Source organism: Bartonella sp. AP7XZML, assembly GCF_042195745.1.
In the GTDB taxonomy this organism is placed as follows: Bacteria; Pseudomonadota; Alphaproteobacteria; order Rhizobiales; family Rhizobiaceae; genus Bartonella.
Genome location: NZ_JBHIOT010000019.1, coordinates 100,438 through 122,485, shown reverse-complemented (window position 1 = coordinate 122,485; position 22,048 = coordinate 100,438). Strand labels below are relative to the sequence as shown.

At 35.6% G+C, this 22,048-nt stretch carries 13 protein-coding genes and 1 pseudogene; 9 read left to right on the top strand and 5 right to left on the bottom strand.

What is annotated here, in order from left to right:
* Window positions 1-598 precede the first annotated feature (598 nt).
* Complete coding sequence (recA, locus tag ACFILT_RS01885) at window positions 599-1,642, top strand: recombinase RecA (protein WP_273791424.1); 1,044 nt, start codon at window positions 599-601, stop codon at window positions 1,640-1,642.
* A gap of 206 nt (window positions 1,643-1,848) precedes the next feature.
* Window positions 1,849-4,515 carry an alanine--tRNA ligase gene (gene alaS / locus ACFILT_RS01880; RefSeq protein WP_375679191.1) on the top strand — a complete coding sequence of 889 codons (2,667 nt, stop codon included), beginning with the start codon at window positions 1,849-1,851 and terminating at the stop codon, window positions 4,513-4,515.
* A 1,240-nt stretch (window positions 4,516-5,755) separates the two neighbouring features.
* Here alaS and ACFILT_RS01875 read toward each other — a convergent pair.
* Window positions 5,756-7,543: a glucan ABC transporter ATP-binding protein/ permease gene (locus ACFILT_RS01875; RefSeq protein WP_375679486.1), complete on the bottom strand. Its 1,788-nt coding sequence runs from the start codon at window positions 7,541-7,543 to the stop codon at window positions 5,756-5,758.
* A gap of 196 nt (window positions 7,544-7,739) precedes the next feature.
* Here ACFILT_RS01875 and ACFILT_RS01870 point away from each other — a divergent pair, with 196 nt between their 5' ends.
* The 6 genes and pseudogenes from ACFILT_RS01870 (at window position 7,740) to ACFILT_RS01845 (ending at window position 15,778) form a co-directional block, all read left to right on the top strand.
* Window positions 7,740-8,723, top strand: coding sequence for an RluA family pseudouridine synthase (locus ACFILT_RS01870; protein WP_375679485.1), 984 nt, complete (start codon window positions 7,740-7,742; stop codon window positions 8,721-8,723).
* Window positions 8,724-9,518: 795 nt separating this feature from the next.
* Window positions 9,519-10,538: an ATP-binding cassette domain-containing protein gene (locus ACFILT_RS01865; protein ID WP_375679484.1), complete on the top strand. Its 1,020-nt coding sequence runs from the start codon at window positions 9,519-9,521 to the stop codon at window positions 10,536-10,538.
* The gene (locus ACFILT_RS01860) at window positions 10,513-11,337 is read left to right on the top strand and encodes an ABC-2 family transporter protein (RefSeq protein WP_375679483.1); all 825 of its coding nucleotides are present in this window, start codon (window positions 10,513-10,515) and stop codon (window positions 11,335-11,337) included. The genes ACFILT_RS01865 and ACFILT_RS01860 overlap by 26 nt, the downstream gene beginning before the upstream one ends.
* Window positions 11,321-12,099, top strand: a pseudogene (locus tag ACFILT_RS01855) (ABC-2 family transporter protein). Before ACFILT_RS01860 ends, ACFILT_RS01855 begins: the two are co-directional and overlap by 17 nt.
* 2,408 nt (window positions 12,100-14,507) lie before the next feature.
* Complete coding sequence (locus ACFILT_RS01850; protein WP_375613153.1) at window positions 14,508-14,867, top strand: hypothetical protein; 360 nt, start codon at window positions 14,508-14,510, stop codon at window positions 14,865-14,867.
* A gap of 545 nt (window positions 14,868-15,412) precedes the next feature.
* Window positions 15,413-15,778, top strand: a complete 366-nt coding sequence (locus ACFILT_RS01845; protein ID WP_375679482.1) for a response regulator — start codon at window positions 15,413-15,415, stop codon at window positions 15,776-15,778.
* 311 nt (window positions 15,779-16,089) lie between these two features.
* Here the strand turns inward: ACFILT_RS01845 and rpsI are convergent, their stop codons facing one another.
* On the bottom strand, window positions 16,090-16,575 hold the full coding sequence (rpsI, locus tag ACFILT_RS01840) for a 30S ribosomal protein S9 (RefSeq protein ID WP_015856545.1): 486 nt from the start codon (window positions 16,573-16,575) through the stop codon (window positions 16,090-16,092).
* Between the two features lie 2 nt (window positions 16,576-16,577).
* Window positions 16,578-17,042, bottom strand: coding sequence for a 50S ribosomal protein L13 (gene rplM, locus ACFILT_RS01835; RefSeq protein ID WP_015856544.1), 465 nt, complete (start codon window positions 17,040-17,042; stop codon window positions 16,578-16,580).
* Window positions 17,043-17,338: 296 nt separating this feature from the next.
* Here rplM and recJ point away from each other — a divergent pair, with 296 nt between their 5' ends.
* Window positions 17,339-19,123: a single-stranded-DNA-specific exonuclease RecJ gene (gene recJ / locus ACFILT_RS01830; RefSeq protein WP_375679196.1), complete on the top strand. Its 1,785-nt coding sequence runs from the start codon at window positions 17,339-17,341 to the stop codon at window positions 19,121-19,123.
* Window positions 19,124-19,140: 17 nt separating this feature from the next.
* Here recJ and parE read toward each other — a convergent pair whose 3' ends face one another.
* Together parE and lipB are read right to left on the bottom strand one after the other, a co-directional pair.
* Window positions 19,141-21,207, bottom strand: a complete 2,067-nt coding sequence (gene parE / locus ACFILT_RS01825; protein ID WP_375621422.1) for a DNA topoisomerase IV subunit B — start codon at window positions 21,205-21,207, stop codon at window positions 19,141-19,143.
* Window positions 21,208-21,288: 81 nt separating this feature from the next.
* Window positions 21,289-22,026: a lipoyl(octanoyl) transferase LipB gene (gene lipB, locus ACFILT_RS01820; protein WP_375679481.1), complete on the bottom strand. Its 738-nt coding sequence runs from the start codon at window positions 22,024-22,026 to the stop codon at window positions 21,289-21,291.
* Between the last annotated feature and the right edge of the window lie 22 nt (window positions 22,027-22,048).

Genomic DNA, 22,048 nt, shown 5'->3' with positions numbered 1-22,048 from the left:
TCTCAAGTGCCGAGAGCTGTTGCAATATTGGAGGATGATAAATAGTGTGATGGTGCCGGCTTGCTCCTTCTATAGAGTAAAGATGGTGGTGACTAAAGGGTTTTGCAGTATACCACATTCATAGGTGTTGTCACAAAATGAGCTTGGAAGTTTTGAGAGATGTTTCTTAAATCAAGTGCATGAATATGCAACACAATAGCGTTTTGTTCTTCGATGCAATAGGGTATGAGGTTGATTGATGATGCGTTTTTTGTGTGATCAATAGCGGGAGAATTCTTAGTCTCTCAAGTATTTAATCAAAGGGATAAGCAGAAGGGTTGTAGAACATTGTGTTTAAAATTAAATTGTTCCTTTTCTAGAGAGATATAAATATGTTAACTATGCTCCCATAGAGATATTACTTTATTGGAGTTTATTATGTGTCATAAGATAAGCAATGCCAATTCTTTATTGTGATGGTCATGAATGTTTATGGACATAATGTGGAGATAGGAATGGAAATAGTCTGTGAAACTCTAAACTCAAGCCTTTAGTTAAATTAAAAGTACAGTGTACACTAAAGTTTTAGGTTATTATGAATTCGGTCAAGGATATAATCGTGGATAAAACAAAAGCTCTCGATGCTGCTCTCTCACAAATTGAACGTTCTTTTGGTAAAGGCTCGATTATGCGTCTTGGGCAAAAAGAGCAGGTTGTTGAAATTGAAACAATTCCAACAGGGTCGTTATCCTTGGATATTGCTTTAGGGATTGGTGGATTACCGAAGGGGCGTATTGTTGAGATTTATGGACCAGAAAGTTCTGGGAAAACAACATTGGCTCTCCATGCTATTGCTGAGGCACAGAAAGGTGGTGGGATTTGTGCTTTTATTGATGCAGAGCATGCGCTTGATCCTATTTATGCGCGTAAGCTTGGTGTTGATTTAGAAAACTTGTTCATTTCTCAGCCAGATACCGGTGAACAGGCATTGGAAATTACAGAAACGTTGGTTCGTTCTGGTGCCGTTGATGTGCTTGTTGTGGATTCTGTCGCAGCTTTAACACCGCGAGCAGAAATTGACGGTGAAATGGGTGATGCTTTGCCCGGATTGCAAGCTCGGTTAATGAGTAAAGCGTTACGAAAATTAACCGCAGCAATTTTTCGCTCTAACTGTATGGTTGTTTTTATTAATCAAATTCGCATGAAAATTGGTGTGATGTTTGGTTCTCCTGAAACGACAACGGGTGGAAACGCTTTAAAGTTTTATGCTTCTGTTCGTTTAGATATTCGTCGCATTGGATCCATTAAAGATAGGGATTCAATCGTTGGTAATCAGACGCGCGTTAAAGTGGTGAAAAATAAATTGGCACCTCCATTCAAACAGGTTGAGTTTGATATTATTTATGGTGAAGGTATTTCCAAAGTAGGTGAATTGATTGATTTGGGTGTCAAGGTTGGTGTTGTGGAAAAATCTGGTGCATGGTTTTCTTATAATTCTCAGCGTTTAGGGCAGGGGCGTGAGAATGCAAAGCAGTTTTTACGTGAACATGTGGAAATAGCTACAGAGATTGAAGCAGCTTTGCGCCAAAACGCTGGTTTGATTGCGATTGAATTGTTAGAAAATGCAGGGTCAGAAAATATAGAAAGTGATGAAGCCATTTGATGGGGCGTTTTTTTCGTCTATAATTTTTTTTCTTTAAGATTTTTCTGTTTTTTTGTTTGAGTTTTTAAATACGCAGTCATTTTTTTCTCAATTTTTTAAAACAAATATTCCATTTTTGATTAAATTGACTCCATGCGTGGCGAAGAGGATTTAATAAGGGGGGATTTTTCTTTTATGGTTTTGTGCTGTATTGAGCAGGTGTCAACATGAATAGTGTTAATAATATTCGGTCAACATTTTTGGATTATTTTCATCGTAATGGGCATAAAGTTCTTTCTTCTAGTCCGCTTGTTCCGCGGAATGATCCTACACTTATGTTTACAAATGCAGGGATGGTGCAGTTTAAAAATGTTTTTACTGGACTTGAACAACCTTCTTATACGCAGGCAACAACGGCACAAAAATGTGTTCGTGCGGGTGGAAAGCATAATGATCTTGATAATGTTGGTTATACGGCGCGCCATCATACATTTTTTGAAATGCTGGGTAATTTTTCTTTCGGTGATTATTTCAAAGAAGAAGCTATTTTTTTATCATGGAATCTTTTAACAAAGGAATTTTGCCTGCCAAAAGATAAATTGTTGGTGACAGTTTATCAGAGTGATGATGTTGCTGCTGAACTGTGGCGTAAAATTTCAGGTCTTCCAGATGAAAAAATTGTTCGTATTGCGACGGCTGATAATTTTTGGTCGATGGGAGAAACAGGCCCTTGTGGGCCTTGTTCGGAGATTTTTTATGATCATGGTGATGAAATATGGGGCGGTCCTCCTGGAAGTGCTAATGAAGATGGGGATCGCTTTATTGAGATTTGGAATCTTGTTTTTATGCAGTATGAGCAAGTTTCCAAGGAAGAACGTGTTAACTTACCTCACCCTTCTATTGATACCGGTATGGGGTTAGAGCGTATTGCTGCTGTTTTACAGGGCGTTCATGATAATTATGATATTGATCTTTTTCGTGCATTAATTGCTGCATCAGAAGAAATTACAGGGATTGAGGCAAAGGGTGATTTTATTGCCAGCCATCGTGTCATTGCTGATCATCTTCGCTCATCTGCATTTTTGATTGCTGATGGTGTGCTTCCTTCTAATGAAGGAAGAGGATATGTTTTACGTCGTATTATGCGTCGTGCTATGCGTCATGCGCATCTTCTTGGTGCTAAAGAGCCCTTAATGTGGCGACTTTTACCTGCTTTAATTCGCGAAATGGGACAAGCTTATCCTGAGTTGACACGTGCTGAATCTTTGATTTCAGAAACTTTAAGGTTAGAAGAAATACGTTTTCGTAAAACGCTTGAACGAGGACTTGGTTTGTTGAACGAAGCAAGTACCGATCTTAAAGAAGGGGACTATTTGAATGGTGAAGTTGCTTTCAAGCTCTATGATACCTATGGTTTTCCGCTTGATTTGACGCAAGATGTTCTTCGTCGTCGCGGAATATCTGTTGACGTTGGTGCTTTTGATAAAGCGATGGAACGCCAAAAAGAGGAGGCACGTGCCAATTGGTCTGGTTCTGGAGAAGCTGGAACAGAGAAAATCTGGTTTTCTGTTCGTGATCAAGTGGGGGCTACAGAATTTTTAGGTTATGAAACTGAGACGGCGAAAGGTATTCTTACAGCTCTTGTGTGTGATGGTAAAATTGTTGATCATATTTCTTCAGGTCAGAAAGCTATGCTTGTTGTTAATCAGACACCTTTTTATGGTGAATCTGGTGGGCAAATTGGTGATAGCGGTATCATTTCTGGTGAAAATTTTATTTTTAAGGTGCATGATACCCAAAGAAAGGGTGATGGTGTTTTTATCCATATTGGGGAGGTGAAATCTGGTCAGGCATCGAGGTCTGATTGTGTAGAATTAACGGTTGATATTGTTCGTCGTGAGAAAATTCGTGCGAATCACTCTGCTACTCATTTGTTACACGAAGCTTTACGCCAAACATTGGGGGACCATGTTACACAAAAGGGTTCTCTTGTATCGCCAGATCGGTTGCGTTTTGATTTTTCCCATCCAAAATCCGTTTCACCAAAAGAGTTGAAAAAAATAGAAGATTTAGCCAATGAGATTATTTTGCAAAATAGTAAAGTAATAACGCGCCTCATGGCTGTAGATGATGCCATTTCTGAAGGAGCCATGGCATTGTTTGGTGAAAAATATGGTGATGAAGTTCGCGTTGTTTCTATGGGGGAGCCACTTGAACAGGAAAGATTAAAAAAGCGTTGGTCAATTGAGCTTTGTGGAGGGACACATGTGGAGCGAACAGGTGATATTGGTTTAATTCATATTGTTTCTGAAAGTTCTGTTTCAGCTGGAGTGCGGCGTATTGAAGCTTTAACAGGCAAAGAAGCACGTCTTTATCTTAGCCGCCAAGATGAACGTATTCATGAAATCGCTGATCTTTTAAAAACTTCTTCTGCTGGTGTGGAAGAACGGGTGCGAATTTTGCTTGATGATCGTCGTAAACTTGAAAAAGAATTGAATGATGTACGCAAGAAAATGATGTTGAGTGGTGGAATAACAGAAAGGAGCCAAGATGATATTATCATCATCAATGGGTTTTCTTTTACCGGACGCGTTGTTAAAAATATTTTACCACGGGATCTTAAGGCACTCGTCGATTCTGAGAAAAAACAAATTGGATCTGGAGTGGTTGCTTTTATTAGTGTCTCGGAGGATGGAAAAGGGAGTGCTGTTGTCGGTGTTACGGATGATTTAACGGATAAGTTAAATGCTGTAGATCTCGTTCGTATTCTTTCAGCGATGCTTGGTGGTAAAGGTGGAGGTGGCCGTCCTGATATGGCGCAGGCTGGTGGTCCTGAGGGGAACAAAGCTGATGAGGCATTTGCGGCATTAAAAGATTTTCTTGAAAAAAATTAAAGAATGAAATCATTCTGCATAGGTATTTTTCACATTGTTATATTTGGTTGGCATCTATGTATCATGAATATCTGTCTGGTGTATTTCTGAAATGCAGATACAGCGTAATTGGGGAAAATACAATTGTAAAGATAAAGACAGTGTTTGTCTTTATCACCACTTTATCATTTGGCTTTATAGCTTCCAAGCGTTTCAGGAGTCACCTTTTTAAGATAAGATAGATTATGCAGCACTTCATGCTTTACTGTGTATTCTTTTACTAGGAAGACTAGTTATTGTGTTGCTCTTCTAGATTTTTTGAAGAAACATCTCTTTTTATGAAAGGAAAAATACAAGATTTATTGCATACGATTATCCTTATAAAGTTATAAGCTATCATTATTCGATTAGTTTTCAAATGAATAAAATTTCTTTCCTTGAAAAGGCTTATAAAAGAGTTGTTGTATCTTAGAGCTATTATTTTCATTTTGCTTGTTATGTACAAGAAAACAGTTTTTTGGTTTATTATTAAAAGGTCTTGAAAGGAATATTCTCCTATCTTTATAAATCTTTATTTTAAGTTATAAAGTAATGAATTATCAATATAAATCAAATGAATATCACATAAATCTAAATATTTAGATTAACATCTAATTTATTTATGATGAAATTGCTTTAATATATTGAATTATAATGATAATTTATCGTTTTATCTTTTGAACAAGAGCTACGAATATTCGTAGGGTTTTATTATTTCAAATTCTGTGTATGTTAAATTAATCAAAACCACTCACGAATGTCGTTGTGAAATGGGCTTAAGAGCATTGAAAAATGTTTCTTAAAAAAGTCATATGAATGTGCAAAACAATGATGTTCTGTTCTTTATGAGAGGACTATAAAGAACGTGATAAACAAAAGTGCAAAGCAATACATAATATTCATTATTTAAAAGATATTTCTTTAGTTCGTTTTGAAATTCGTAAAGCTGAGTAAAAAGAAGACGGTAAAACTGGAAATTGTTTTTACCTTTACATTTTCCCTAAATGAGAATGTATATTCGTCAATATGCACAGATATAGGAAAATATTTTTGTTCTAATCTAGTAAAATTGCAATAGCAGTGAAAATACTAAACTGTTTTAATATTTTTCTTAAATACCTAAAATGGATTGTGGCATTTTTAGAAATCTTTTTACTTGTATCATATATAAGCACTCTTGTTATATTAAGGAGGATTTTTTTGCTTGAAAAGAGTATCAATTTTATGATGCTATGGCTTCATGTAAGAGGATGACGTTTTCATTTTCTCCTTCTTTTTCTGATGGTTTGATTGTTAAACCACTGGCTTTTAAGAATTGAGAGAAACGGCTGCCTCTCTCGATTAATTCTTGAAAGCTTCCTTTTTCAATTAAATGACCATGTTCTAGAAAGAGGACTACATCAGCATTGCGTACTGTTGAGAGGCGATGTGCTATAATAAAAGTAGTGCGGTTATGGCTTATGCAATCAAGGGCATTTTTGACACGTGCTTCTGTTTCAACATCAAGAGCGCTTGTTGCTTCATCTAGAATGAGAATAGGGGCATTTTTTAAAACAGCGCGTGCAATTGCTAGTCGTTGTTTTTCTCCACCTGATAATTGAGATCCTCGTTCGCCCACCATTGTGTTATAACAATCAGCTTTTTTTAGAATAAAATCGTGAGCTTCTGCTATTTTTGCTGCTTCATAAAGTTCTTCATTCGTTGCGCTCGCTTTTCCTATTGAAATATTGTCATGAATAGTACGGTTGAAAAGACCCGAGTCTTGAAATACTGTTGCTAGAGATTTGCGTAAAGATTCGCGATTGATTGAGCATATATTTATTCCATCAATGGAGATATGCCCAAGGGTAGGGTCGTATACGCGCTGCAACAGATTGATCAATGTTGTTTTTCCAGCCCCTGTTGGTCCTACAATCGCAACAGTTTGTCCTGCTTTAACCTCAAAGGAAATATCAAAAACACCTTGAGAAGAATTTGGGAATTGATAGGTCACGTGATGAAATTGTATGGCGCCTTTAACATTTTGGAGGGAAGGAAGATTTTGCGGTTCGTTAATATGAAAGGTTGAGTCTTCCATTTCAAAAAATTCTTGCAATTTTGCTTGTGAGGATATTGCACAATTAATAAAATTGCTCATTTGGTCTAGGCGGCTAATCATGAGTTGTGCAAATCCAACAAAAGCAACGATTTCACCTACTCGTAATTGATCTTTTGCAATAAAAAAAGCCCCAAGGAGAAGAACACAAACGATTGAAATTGTTGAAGCCATTCGATTTAAGCCACTGGCGAGTGCCCACCAATTGAGAACAGGATTTTGTGCTTTAAGAAGAGCATTTGTATGTTGATGCAGTATAGAAGTTTCTTCTTTTATTCGGTTATAACTTTGTACAATGGAAACATTAGAGATTGAATCACTGACATGTTTAAAAAGGTTGTGGTGGTAGCATTCTACAGCGGCTTGTCCGTCTTTTGTTTTTCGCATCACTAAACGTGCAATTAATACATAAATGATGGCAAGCACAACCAAGACTATTGAAAGACGCCAATTCATATTAAAGGCTATGGGGATGAGAACCAATAAGGCGACAAGTGTTGAGAGATGTTGGCGCATAAAATCAAGCCATATGGTTGACATGGAATCTATAGCGCGCAAAAGTGTATGGAGTGCGTTGGAAGTTCCACGTTGTTGATGCCAAATTAAAGGCATGGCAATGATACGTTCGAAAGATTCCGTTAAAACCGTTAAGCGACGTCTATGGGCTAAGCGGTCTGCACCGCGAGCAACAAGGACATAAGCGATAATATGTGAAAGTCCAAAACAAACCCAAATGGCAAGAGTAGGGATGATACCTGATTTTTCTGTAATAGAATCAATAACGCGTCCAAATAAAATAGGTTCTGCAATAGTGATAATAGCTAATATAACATTAGCGGTACAGATTAAAAGGGATGCATTTTTCTCTCTATTTAGGTAAGTGAGAACACGTGCATAGGTTTTGAATAAGGACACGGTTAATTATCTCCATTCGCTATTAAGCGTAAAGGCTGTTGATTTTTACAACGCTTAGTTTTTAGCTAATAAAATTTGGACGTTAAGAAAAGGAAATTTTGGATACTAACTGTAATATGGTGTGATAAAACCAACTAAAATATGAATTTTTGTGTTTATAAAGGCGCAAAAATAGACATCAGGCAAGGGAATTTTTATGGCAGGCGTAGAAATAAAAAAAGTTGAGGCAGATGAAAATGGAATGCGCTTAGATCGCTGGTTTAAAGTGCATTATCCAGGACTTGGGTTTGGAATTTTGCAAAAATTGTTGCGTTCTGGTCAGATACGGGTTGATGGTGGACGTGTTAAAGCCGATACGCGTCTTTGTATAGGGCAGTCTGTTCGTATTCCACCTCTCCCTATTAATGACAAAGAAAGTCTTCCAATAACGGATAAAACACTTCGTGGGCAGGATGATGGGACCGTTTTGAAAAAAATGCTGCTTTATGAAGATCCAAAGGTATTTGTTTTTAATAAACCAGCTGGGTTGGCTGTACAAGGAGGCTCTGGTTTAACACGTCATATGGATAGTATGCTTGAGGTATGGCGCAATAAAAAAGGTGAAAAGCCGCGTTTGGTTCATCGTCTTGATCGTGAGACGTCGGGTGTGCTTATTGTTGCGCGATCAAGGGGAGCTGCTCAGTCCTTAACTGCTGCTTTTAGAGCGCGAGAAACAAAAAAGACTTATTGGGCGTTGGTTCGGGGCGTGCCTAAAAAAAAGCAGGACAAAATTTCAACGTGGATGGTTAAGGAAATGACTGCACAAGGTGACAAAATGCGTGTTTGTGAACATGGGGAGCCAGATTCACATCATGCGGTTTCTTACTATCGCGTTTTAGATACGCGAGGGCGGGCTCTTTCGTGGCTTGAAATGGAACCCTATACAGGGAGAACACATCAGCTTCGTGTGCATGCAGCCCATATGGATCATCCTATCATTGGCGATACAAAGTATTTTTTTTCTGATAGTAATTGGACATTACCAGGAGGAATTCAAAATCGTCTTCATCTTCATGCACGTCGTATTCGTATTCCGCATCCTTCAGGAGGAATATTGGACATTGTTGCACCTTTACCACCTCATATGGTCCAAAGTTTTAATCTTTTATCTTTTAATGAGAGTGATGCTGAAACCGACTAAACAAACTTCATTTGTTCTTTTTGATTGATACAAATTTTATCTATAAATTTGATAAGATGAATAGGGCATCATTTGAAGAAAGTTTTTGATAAGTCAATAGCTATGAGAAAATTGTGTTTTTGAGTGATGAAATTTTCGAATATCATGGCTTTCTTTCTACAGCTCTTTATCCATATTGATTGTATTGTTATTTTGGATATGATGTATCGTTTAATAATCTGAGTTTATGAAGCTGCTCCTTTGAATTATCTACAGAGGTCATATATTGGGGAGGCGTGTCTGTTGAGGGAGATGAGTTAGATAAAATCTGAAAGATATTTACTAAAATAGTGAAAGCAATTTTAGTTTTTTCATGGGGAATAATGGAGGCATTTTATAGTAATGCTGAGGGAAAGTAGCCTCTCAAAAAATTCCTGTTGTCAAGGATTTTTGTTTTGTTATGAATGTGGTTTGATATGCTTATAGTATAGATTTATGCTTTGTATCTTTGCTTACACAATGAAGCCTTCTTAGCAAAGCTCTCCTTTCAATGACCAATTATTTTTCTACTTACTTAGTTTATCCAAAAGATTATCTTTCATAAAAGAAGAAATAAGTTTTTAGTATCTTAATACTTCATTGAAGTGAACTCATCACATTGAAAAAATATCTAGACAAAAAATTGGAGATAAAACGTCAGGCGCGTTTTATTGCTCTAAGGAGGGCTTGAACACTTTTGTTTTTTCTAGTGAACAAAAACAGATATTTATTATGGAAACATTCAAAGGGGGGATAAGTTGAAATTAGGAGTGACTGATGGGATCATTATTGATTGACGTTAATAACGTCTCAAAAATATATCGCAACATTGACAGAGGAATTGGTTTTAAAAACAAGGTCTTTTCTCTCTTCAAGCCGGTTTATACAAATCATCATGTGTTAAAAGACATGAGTTTCACCCTCTTTTCAGGGCAATCGTTAGCAATTCTTGGCCCTAACGGAGCGGGTAAATCGACACTGATTAAAATACTTTCTGGTATACAATACGCTGATGAGGGATGTGTTAAAGTCCTTGGTGTTGATCCTTATAAAGCGAAGAAAAATCTGTTCAAGTCTTTGGGTGTGGTCTTTGGTCATAAGAATTGTTTATGGTGGGATTTGCCCTTACGCTACAGTCTGGATATGGTTCAACCATTATATGGTCTTGAACGCGCCTCTTTTACCCGTGATCTTAAAGAGATCGCTGAGTTACTGGGTTTTGAGCATAGTATGGATAAGCCAGTGCGGATGCTTAGTCTGGGTGAGAGAGTGAAAAGTGAATTGGCATTTAATCTCTCCTTTAGACCTAAACTGTTGTTTCTCGATGAGCCAAGTATTGGTCTTGATATTACATCTAAGCATGAAATCAGGGAGCTTCTTAAAAAACTGAAAAAGGAGCGTGGCACTGGATATATCATCACAAGTCATGATATGGGAGATATTGATGGATACGTTGATGATATTATTCTCTTGCATAAAGGAAAGAAACAGTTTCATGGTAATCTTCACGCGCTTAAAAATGTCATTCCTTCTTTGGTGAGAATAACGTTTTTTTGTGAACACATGGCTGTACCTTCAGCTGTTGTAGAAAAAATTGATGAGATTGCGTTGAAATTATCTACTTCTTTAAAAGATAAGCACTTTAACGCTGAAGAATGCTCGCTGGAGGTTTCGCTGCCCCGTGATGATTTTGCGCGTTTTGTACGCGAAATTACAACCAAATTGAACTGTACGTTCTCTGTATCCACTCCCTCGCTTGAAGAGATGCTCCGTGTTAAATTTAAAGAATTTATCTAACCACTGCTTTGGTATGTTTCTTTTTGCCAAGAATGGATTACTCACTGTTCTAAGTGATAGAGCAATGTTTTTTACCGATATTATCATTGGGACACTTTCGCCATTTGTTATTCAACTTCTATTATGGAATGCACTTTTCTCTGATACGGGCAACACCATAAATGGCTTTAGCTTTTATGATATGATGTATTATTATGCTTTTGCTTTAGTCCTAGGTCGCTTAAATAATGGTTATAATGTGATTAAGTTTTTCTCTCATCATTTTAAAGAAGGCCAATTAGAAGTATATCTTACAAAGCCCTTTAGTTATATGACACAAATGCTTTTTACTTTTTTAGGGGAGAGTGTATTATATAGCATCCCATTATTGGCTCTTTTTATTGTTAAGCTTGTTTTATCCTATGAAAATATTCTGGGATTGGTCATCGCTTTTCTGTTCTTTTTTCTGGTTGTTTTTCTATCACAATTACTTTGTTTTTTACTCTCTTTTGGAATTGCCTTATTAAGCTTTTGGGTGATTGAGTACAATATATTACTCTCTTTCAGTATTCTCAGTTCAACGCTTCTTGGGGGTGTTCTTTTACCACCATCTTTTTGGCCGGTGTGGCTTATTCCACTTATGCAATTTAATCCTTATCGTTTCATGATATCAGCTCCTGCCGAGTTTTTCGCGACGCAAAATTTAGCGTTGTTTCAGCAGTTTATTTTCGGAAGTTTTACTTATATTTTGTGTTTTTTATTCTTAATTTATATTGCTTGGAATAAAGGGATGAAAGCATATAATGGAGCGGGTGGTTGAGATGAAAATAATCCTTCATTTTATCAGTTTGAATATCCGCCGACAGATTGTTTATGGTAAGAATTTGGCTGGGGAGTTTATTCTTTCTCTATGTTATTATTTTATTCAATTCATATTTATTGATAGAATATCTTCTTTTTCAGGAAAGATCGGTAACTATAGCAGAGATGAAATCCATTTCATCTTTGTTGTCTTTGTTTTACTTGGAATATTTTTACTAATTCTATTGAAACGTTTTTTGAAAAAGTAGCGGATGGTAAAATTGAACCATACTTGATAAAGCCCGTTTCAATCTGGTTGTTGATGTTGTTTGGTTGGTGTAAACCTCTTAATTTGATCAAGCTCTTTGTCCTTTATGTTAGTGCCTATTTATTTGTATCATTACCGAATATTTCTGATCTTAAGCTAAGATGGATCTCTTTTATTGTTGCAATATTTTGTGTTTTTATCGTCAATATTTGTTTTTTCATGATGTTCAATTTTATAACATTTATTATTAGCCGTAAGATGCCTGTCGAATATTTTCATGAAATGATTTGTGAGCTTTCATTTGTGCCAATAGGAATTTATCCTTTAAGCATCGTAAAATGGCTTTTGTTTATGCTTCCCATGGCTTTTTTTGCTTCCTTGCCTGTGTCATTGTTATTTGGTAAAGGCGAATGGAATATTGGATATCTTCTGTTGAGCGCTTTTCTTTCCATGGTCATGACTTTCATAAGTTATAAGAAAACAATGCGTAAATTTAATGGATTAGGGGGATAATATAAAAGTCATCATGATTATAAAAATAAAAAATTGAGTAAAAATTCTATCGTACTGTAAAATATCGTTATTTATGCTGGCGGTATAAGTCATGTAAAATTTACACATGAGGATTTTTTATTAGACAAATTCATGCATAAAATCGGTTGTATTTCTATAGCTATAAGCAAAGAATTTACAATAAAAATCAGAGAATTAAATTTCTTGTTTTTAGATTAGTTTGAGTTTAGATGGCTGCTTGATGACACAAGCCAATGGTAAAATGGTGTACAATATTAGTAGTGCTTTCTCATCCGAGCAAAATTTATTTTTGTTGCGTTTATAGTGCTAAAAAATTGTCAAAGATGGGTAATTTTTATATGTGCAAAATGTGGTTATTCGTGCGGATTTTGTTGGTACATTCAATATATTATTACGTGGATGAGTTTTTGCTTAAACAATAAGAAAATTGACAGAATAAAGCTTTTAAGTTGCCCGATAGAAAGCTAAGAGCTTCGCCAAACAATATGATAGCAATTATCAAGACAACAATCACATAGAGATTTTTCAGCATGCTGAGCAGTCAAAATTCAGTTAATAATTGCTTAGAAATAAAAGGATCCACTAAGCAAAGCGGGAAAAAACGATGGCAACGCAACTGAGTTCAATAACATAATTAAATATATTTCTTTGTTGTAATGGTTAACTAAGGGAATTATACTTAATTTTATTGTAAATTTCTTATTTTATGTTATGATTTTATTTAATATAAAGATAATTATTATGTAATATTTTATTGTTATTATAAATATTATTATTTAATTAAACATATACAATATAAATATAATATATTTATATTATTTTAAAAAGTAATTAAATAAGATATTATTTTGTAAAAAAATATTTTCTATTTTTTTAATATTAATAAGCTCATTTTTCAATTTTTCATTAACAATGATAAGAGAAAAATGGAGTTTTACATCCTCTTTACAATAAATAAAAATGATACTTTAATCTGGTTTTGCTCTCTAAGCTTAGAGCTATACAAATGTTATTGCTTATCATTAATAAAACTAATGTGATTGATGGCGTAGAGATTACAAAGGGCTAAATTTTTTTGCATGTAATTCATATCTTTTACAAGACTTTAAAAATAACACAGAAAAAATGAGAGAGGAAGGAATAGTGAACAATAGTGATAAGCTTTTTCATTTTTTAGTGTTATGATTACTTTTGTATTTTACGGTTAATTCATTGTATGTATGATCAATTCCAAAATTTTTATTTTAAGCTTATAGTGAATCTATATTTTAGTCTGTTATTGAAGTGTTGTCGTGATTGAGATTACAATATCACAGTAGTGAACACTCTGATTTAATAGAGAAGATTGTTTGCTAGCAAATAATCTATCCATATCAACGTTATTTAAATTTTTTTCCAAAATATATATCTATGTTAATTTTCGTGATTGATATCTTTTCTAAGATGAAAAGGGGCATGAGCTGATTTGAATATCCATAAATTTTTCGTATTAACTCAAAAAATATACGATCACATCATTTTACGGCTATTCTAGATTATCATTTTGATAAACTGAATAAGTATAGCGATGCGTCTTACAAATATTTGCAAAAAATGCTTTTATTGGACATTATTAAATTTTTTATGATTTATATTTTTAATCATTTTATCTTGGTTAGAAAGAAGGTGTATTCATTTTTATTTCTCTATTTTATCTTAAAGTCGTGGAATTATATTAATGTTAGAAATTTATAATTGTGGAAGACAATGAACTTTATTAAAATTATTCCACGTTCTTGTAGAAACGCATGGCTGTGAAATCGTTGAAATGTGTAATAGCTTATGGCATTAGATTTGGCGCATTCACCAAAGTTATCCCTTATCTTACCTAATTTAGCTTTTTCAATCAAAGAGTTAAGCTGGTGCTTACGCTAATTGTAGCTGGGGCAAATATTTTTTCTCAATCTATCCTAAGGAAAAATTATTTTATAAAAATATTTATTTTACTATATTATACAAAAAAATAAAAATATTATGTGTAACTAAAAAACAACATATTGATATTTTTATATATTATAAAATCATAATAATATTTATGATAATAAAGCTAAATTTATAATAAAAACAATAAAATAATTTTATTTTAATATATTTTTATCATTAAACTACATAATGTAAAGTACAAATAAAATAATTGACAATTATTAAATAAACATGTAACGGATATATTGTAAGTGTAATATAATATAAAAATAACAATTAAAATAAAATTATTAATTAAATTTTGTATTATATTTTTATTATCAGAAGATAAATATACTTTATCGATAGATAACGGAATGTTTTCTATTTAGAGGGGGGCGGTAAAGAAAATTTATTTTACTAAATATTGTAATTAGGTGGTTATGATGAAAATATTCAAGCATTGTATAGTATGTTTTGTTGCAGTAGCGATTTTCTTTTCACAGATTTTAAGAGCCAATGCTGATTCTTTAAATGGCAGATTTCAAAATGCTGGTTTTATTTCTGTAATGACACAGGAAAATAGAGTTATTAAAGCTGTTGATATGATTATTAGCCAGTTTGGAGGACAAGGGGCTGAGAAAAATGTCCAAAAAGTTGCGGGTTTAATGGGGTTGGAGACAGCGATTTTTGGTCTCATCGCATATCTTGTATATTTCTTTACTAGAAAGCCACCGAGTCCTAACAGAGAGACAGGTGGAAGAACATTCGATGCTTTTGCTCATAGTTCATGGGCTTTGAATTAAAAGATATTATCCTTGATAAACTTTGAATTATGCTGTTATTGAATGTTTTATATTAAATAAACCGTGATATTTAATCACGGTTTATTTATTTTTTTTAATCTTAATGACCTTGATAAGTTTATCCTTTTATATCATTAAGATATTGTTTTGTGGATGCCAGTATATGGTGCATTAAATTCAGCTAATCAGTTGCTTTTTAAATTTACTTAAATTTTTTTCTCTTCAAAATGCGCATTTGAGCTAAGTTTGTGGTTGATATTTTTTTTATGATGAAAACGCGAATGCATTAATTGAGATATCCATAAACTTTGTATATCAACTCAAAAAATACAAGGTCACACAATCTTACGACTATTTGTGGGTTTTATGTTGATGAACTGAATAAGTATAGCGATGCGTCTTACAAATATTTGCAAAAATGCTTTTATTGGAATCTTTTAATCTCTTTGTGGTTTACAATTCATTTTATCATTTTATCTTAAGCAAAGAGAATGTGGATTCATTTCTATTTCTCTATTTTATCTGAGAAGGGTGGAGTTATACGAATGTCAAAAAAAGTCATGATCGTGGAAGATAATGAGCTTAATATGAAGTTATTTCGCGATCTTATAGAAGCGAGTGGTTATGAAACCGTTGAAACGCGTAATGGTCTTATGGCATTAGATTTGGCGCGTTCATCAATGCCATCTCTTATCCTTGTGGATATCCAGTTGCCAGAGGTCTCTGGAATAGATGTTATTAAACAATTAAAAGAAGATGAAGAACTTCGATCAATCCCCGTTGTTGCTGTAACAGCTTTTGCTATGAAAGGCGATGAGGAGCGAATTCGTGCCAGTGGATGTGAAGAATATATGTCAAAGCCTATTTCTGTCCCTCATTTTATTACAATGGTAAAGCATTTCTTGGACTAAAGTTTGTTAAGTGATGATAGAAAAAATATTGAAAAGCTTATAAGATTGCTAAAGTTGTCGCGTAAATATTTTTGTGCTTTAGCACGTCGATATATTACAAGTTAGTAAAACAGATTTAAAAAATTGAAACTGAAGTTTTGAATTTTTCCGGTCTATTTTTCTTGCCTTTTATCTTAAGAGAAGAGGTTGTTTTGCATTCTTGTTTTTTCTAATCGGTATAGATTTGTTCCTACATTCATCTAAAAGTCTGTTTTAGCAGTTTAAAAAAGCCCCGTTTTTGTCCGAGGCTTTATGCATTGCAAAAATTGAAATTAACGCTTTGAGAATTGGAAAGAACGACGTGCTTTTGCTTTACCGTATTTTTTACGTTCAACAACACGACTATCACGGGTAAGAAACCCACCTTTTTTCAAGATTGAGCGAAGTTCTGGTTCGTAATAGGTTAAAGCTTTGGAAATGCCATGGCGCACTGCGCCGGCTTGTCCAGAAAGACCACCGCCTGCAACGGTTGCAATAATATCAAACTGGGTATCCCTATTTGTTGCAACAATTGGTTGACGAAGAATCATTCTAAGAACAGGACGAGCAAAATATTTGTCAAATTCCTTATTGTTGATTGTGATTTTTCCAGAACCTGGTTTAATCCATACACGCGCAACAGCGTCTTTACGCTTTCCTGTTGCGTAAGCACGTCCTTGTGAATCAAGCTTCTGCACGTGAACAGGAACAACATTTTCATGTGTTTCTGTAATACTTGTTACTATGCTAAGCTCAGAAAGAGAATTAATTTCAGCCATAATCAAGCAATCCTTTTGTTTTTGCGGTTTAAAGCACCAACGTCAAGAGATTCAGGCTGTTGTGCTTCATGTGGATGTTGGCTTCCAGCGTAAACACGTAGATTCTTCAATTGACGGCGACCAAGAGGCCCTCGAGGAATCATGCGCTCTACTGCTTTTTCAATAACGCGTTCGGGAAAACGCCCCTCAAGAAGTTGACGTGCTGTACGTTGTTTGATTCCACCAATATAGCCGGTATGCCAATAATATTTTTTATCCGTATATTTTTTGCCAGTGAGAGCTATTTTATCTGCATTAATGACAATAACGTTGTCACCATCATCAACATGTGGAGTAAATGTAGCCTTATGTTTGCCACGTAAGCGGTTAGCAACAAATGTGGCAAGACGACCCAAAACAAGGTTTTCTGCGTCAATAATAACCCATTTTTTCACCACTTCAGTTGGCTTTTGTGAAAAAGTTGCCATAGAAGTATCCTTTATTAGAACCCTTTTAATAGAAGGGAATTTTTACTGTTTTGCGTTGAAAATTGTTACCATAGCGAAATATTTAACGCATACTACTTGCTCTGATATAATGTCTTTTGATTGACGTCAAGAGAAAATAAAAACTTTATAAAACAACATGTTACAAGAAAGGTATTATAATACCACATTAAAAGAAGTTTGTAGACCATTTAAACTTAAAATGAATGTTGCAAAAGACTATTTTATCTTTAACGCATGATTGTATTTTATCGTTCTTCATTATAAAATAAGAAATAATGCAGTGGTCTCGTTATTTTCTCAATGTTGAATCTTCTGCTTGTGGTCAAGCTTGGTTAGATGCCCTTGATGTTCAAGGGATAAATAACGCGCGCGCTATTTCTCAAAAATTTGGCTTTCCAGATCAGTTAGCTCGAGTACTTTCAGCAAGAGATGTGGATGAAGCTGAGGCTGTTGCTTTTATTAATCCAACATTACGTACGCTTATGCCTGATCCAGAAAGTTTTAGGGATATGCAATGCGCTGCAGAGCGTATTGTTAAGGCTCTTCTCAATCAAGAACAGGTTGCTGTTTTTGGTGATTATGATGTTGATGGTGCTTGTTCATCGGCACTCATAGCACGTTTTTTTCGTTATTTTGGTATTGAAGTCAAAATTTATATTCCTGATCGTATTGTTGAAGGCTATGGTCCGAATGAACAAGCAATGAGGATGCTTGTGCAAGAAGGCGCTCGGTTAATTATCACTGTTGATTGTGGCGCAAACAGTCCTGATGCCGTAAAAGCAGCGAGGCTTGCTGGTGCTGATGTTGTGATTTTAGATCATCATCAAATGTCAGAGATTCATCAAGAAGCTGTTGCTCTTGTCAATCCTAATCGTCCTGATGATTTTTCTAAACAGGGGCATTTATGTGCAGCTGGCGTTGTTTTTGTTACGTTAGCTTGGGTTCATCATTTGCTGCGGAAAAAACAATTCCAAGGGCCGCTGCCTGATCTTTTAAGTATGCTTGATCTTGTTGCATTGGCAACCATATGTGATGTCGTGCCATTACAGGGGGTTAACCGTGCTTTTGTGATAAAAGGGCTTCAAGTTGCTCGTTCTATGCATAATCTAGGAATAACAGCTTTAACAAAGGTTGCACGAATAGGGGAGCCGCTTAATAGTTTTCATTTAGGTTTTTTATTAGGTCCTAGAATTAATGCAGGAGGGCGCATTGGTGATCAAGCTTTGGGAGCACGTTTGCTTAGCTGTGAGAATAAAGATGAAGCGGACAGAATAGCAGAACAATTAGATCGGCTTAATCAAGAACGCCAAGAAATGGAGAACATTCAATTAGCACAAGCGGAATCCTATATTGCTTCTCTTTATCAAGGTCAAGAAACACCATTGTCACTTGTCATTTCTCATAAAGAATGGCATCCGGGGATTATTGGTATTCTTGCTTCCCGCCTCAAAGAGCGTTTTTTTTGTCCTGTTTTTGCTATTGCTTTGAAAGAAGATGGAAATGGCGTAGGGTCGGGACGCTCAATTAATGGTATAGATTTAGGAGCAATCGTTCGTGAAGCTGTTACACTCAATTTATTAGAAAAAGGAGGGGGGCATAGTATGGCAGCAGGAATTACAATTCAATCAACAAAAATTGAAATTTTTCGAAAATGGCTAGAAGAAAAAGTTTCTTTAATGGTTTCACAGTTGCGTGCAAAAAAATCTCTTAGTATAGATGGTTCTCTTTCTGCTTCTGGTGTTAATGAAGCGCTGTTTGAATTGCTTGAAAAAGCAGGGCCATTTGGGGCAGGGAATGCAACACCTGTTTTTGTTCTTCCCTCTCATCGACTGGTGAATCTATCTGAAGTTGGTAAAGGACATCTTCGCCTCATTGTATCTAATGTTGAAGGAAAAAAACTACAAGGAATAGCTTTTCGTGCTGTAGGGACATCGCTAGGTGATTTTCTTTTTGAAAATATTGGTGAAATGATTCATTTAGCTGGTCATCTTAGTTTGAATTATTGGAATGGAACGATCAATCCGCAACTGCGCGTGATTGACGCAGCCGCAGTGGTTTGAAAGGGATATTTTTTATATTAGATGTCTAGATTAGAAGCAAAAGTAGAGTTTTCTTGTATGAAACGAAATCGTGCTTCTGGTTTTGTTCCCATGAGACTTTCTACAGTCTTTTTCGTTTCTTGCATTTCCACGGCATCAATAGAAACACGAAGCAATGTACGTTTTTGAGGATGCATAGTCGTTTCTTTAAGTTGTTCTGCGCGCATTTCACCCAGCCCTTTAAAACGCCCGATTTCGATTTTAGCTTTTCCAGTAAATTCAGTTTTGAGCAATTCATCCTTATGAATGTCGTCACGAGCATAAGCAACTTTTCCTCCTTGCGATATTCTATAAAGGGGAGGGACGGCAAGATATAAATGTCCCTGATGAATAAGGTCAGGCATTTCTTGAAAGAAGAAGGTAATGAGCAGTGACGCAATATGAGCACCATCAACATCAGCATCTGTCATGATGATAATACGTTCATATCTGAGATCTTTTTCACGATACTTGGAGCGTGTTCCACATCCAAGAGCAAGGATAAGATCGCTAATTGTTTGGCTTGAGTTCATTTTTTCATGTGCAGCACTGGCGACATTTAAGATTTTACCACGAAGAGGTAAAATTGCTTGGTTTGCTCTATTTCTTGCTTGTTTAGCAGATCCTCCTGCAGAATCCCCTTCAACAATGAATAGTTCAGCACCCACAGCATGGTTCTGGCTACAATCTGCAAGTTTACCGGGCAGACGTAATTTACGGACAGCAGTTTTTCGACTTATTTCTCTATCTTGGCGTCGTCTAACACGTTCTTCAGCACGTTCAATAACCCAATCGAGAAGTTTTGTTGCTTCTTGTGGGGAATTTGCTAACCAATGATCAAAGGGATCGCGGATTGCATTCTCAACGATACGCTGTGCTTCAATGGTTGCTAATCGATCTTTTGTTTGTCCAACAAATTCAGGGTTACTGATAAAGACTGAAAGTATTGCGGCTGTTGAAATCATAATATCGTCAGACGTAATAATCGTTGCGCGCTTGTTTCCTATTAACTCAGCGTAGGATTTCAATCCACGCAAAAGAGCTTGACGTAATCCTATTTCATGTGTTCCGCCTTCTCCTGTAGGAATCGTATTGCAGTAAGATTGCACACAAGAATCACCACCATGCCAAGCGATAGCCCACTCAACGGAGCCATGGCCATTATTGTGTTGTGTTTTGCCAGAAAAAATTTCTGACGTTACTCGATATTCATCTTTTAGTGACGAAAGTAAATAGTCTTTAAGCCCATCGGGAAAATGAAAAACAGCTTTTTCAGGAATATTTTTTGCGCCTTCAAGTATGACGGGATCACAAGACCAGCGAATTTTTACGCCACCAAAAAGATAGGCTTTGGAGCATGTCATCTTATAGATTTTTTCTGGATCAAAAGCTGCTTTTTCACCAAAAATTTCATGATCAGGATGAAAACGAACGCGCGTACCACGACGATTATAAACATCTCCCAGATCTTCCAATCCAGATTGAGGAATACCGCGTGAGAAACGTTGGCGGTAAAGTTTTCGTTCTCGTGCAACTTCAACTTCCATATCATCAGAAAGAGCATTGACGACAGAAATTCCTACTCCATGAAGTCCACCTGCAGTTTGATAAGCCTTTCCATCAAATTTTCCCCCTGAGTGGAGTTGTGTCATAATAACTTCAAGAGTCGATTTCTCAGGCATTTGAGGATGATTTTCAACAGGAATACCGCGTCCATTATCTGTAACGGTTATATAACCGTTCCTATCTAATGAGACCTCAATAGAATCTGCATAACCCGCAACAGCTTCATCCATCGCGTTATCAATAATTTCGGCAAATAAGTGATGAAGCGCTTTACTGTCTGTTCCACCAATATACATTCCAGGGCGTAAACGTACCGGCTCTAAACCCTCAAGAACTCGAATAGAGAGGGCATTATAGTCATCTTCTTGCGTATCTTTTGCACTTTTTCTTGAAATCATTGCGTTTGATTTCATTGGAGACTGCAGAGTGTTTTCTTTTGTATTTACCCGAGATTGGGCTTTATTTAAAACACTAAAAAGATCCTTTTTGTTATCGCTCATAGCGTTTAACTATCCACCTCATAAAATCAAATATTTATTAAAATAATTTTATGCCTGTTTTTTATTTAAAAATCAATGCACTTAGGAAATATCGATTGTTGGACCAAAAATTTTTTCAAAAGCGTGTTTGAGAGCAATATCAATATCATGCATTGCTACAGGGCAACCTAGATCAAGAAAGCTTGTTACACCGTGGTTTGTAATTCCACAAGGAACAATTCCTGAATAATGGGCTAAATTAGGATTAACATTGATAGAAACTCCATGAAAACTTATCCATTTGCGCACTCGAATGCCAATAGCTGCAATTTTATCTTCGGAAGAAAGATCATTTTGTTTTGATGGGCAATGAGACTGTTTAACCCAGACACCAACGCGATCTTCTCTACGTTCGCCTTTAATATTAAAATTTGCAAGCATCTGTATGATCCATTCTTCTAATGCACTAATGAAAGCACGAATGTCTTGTTTTCGGCGTTTAAGATCAAGCATAATATAAGCAATACGCTGTCCTGGACCATGATATGTAAATTCACCGCCACGACCTGCCTCATAAACAGGGAATAAATGGGGTGCTAAAAGATCTTTTTTATTGGCACTCGTCCCCGCTGTATAAAGGGAAGGGTGTTCGAGAAGCCAAACTTGTTCATGCGCAGTTTTTGCAAGAATTTTTTCTACACGTTCTTGCATATAACGCAGAGCTTCAGGATACTCAACTAGATGATCACTTATCTTCCATTCAACGGGTGGATTTCCTAGAATTGCATTAAAATGATGTGATAAGTGATTACGATCTGTATGTTTCAATTCAAATGTCATTGGTAATATTTATCTTGATGTT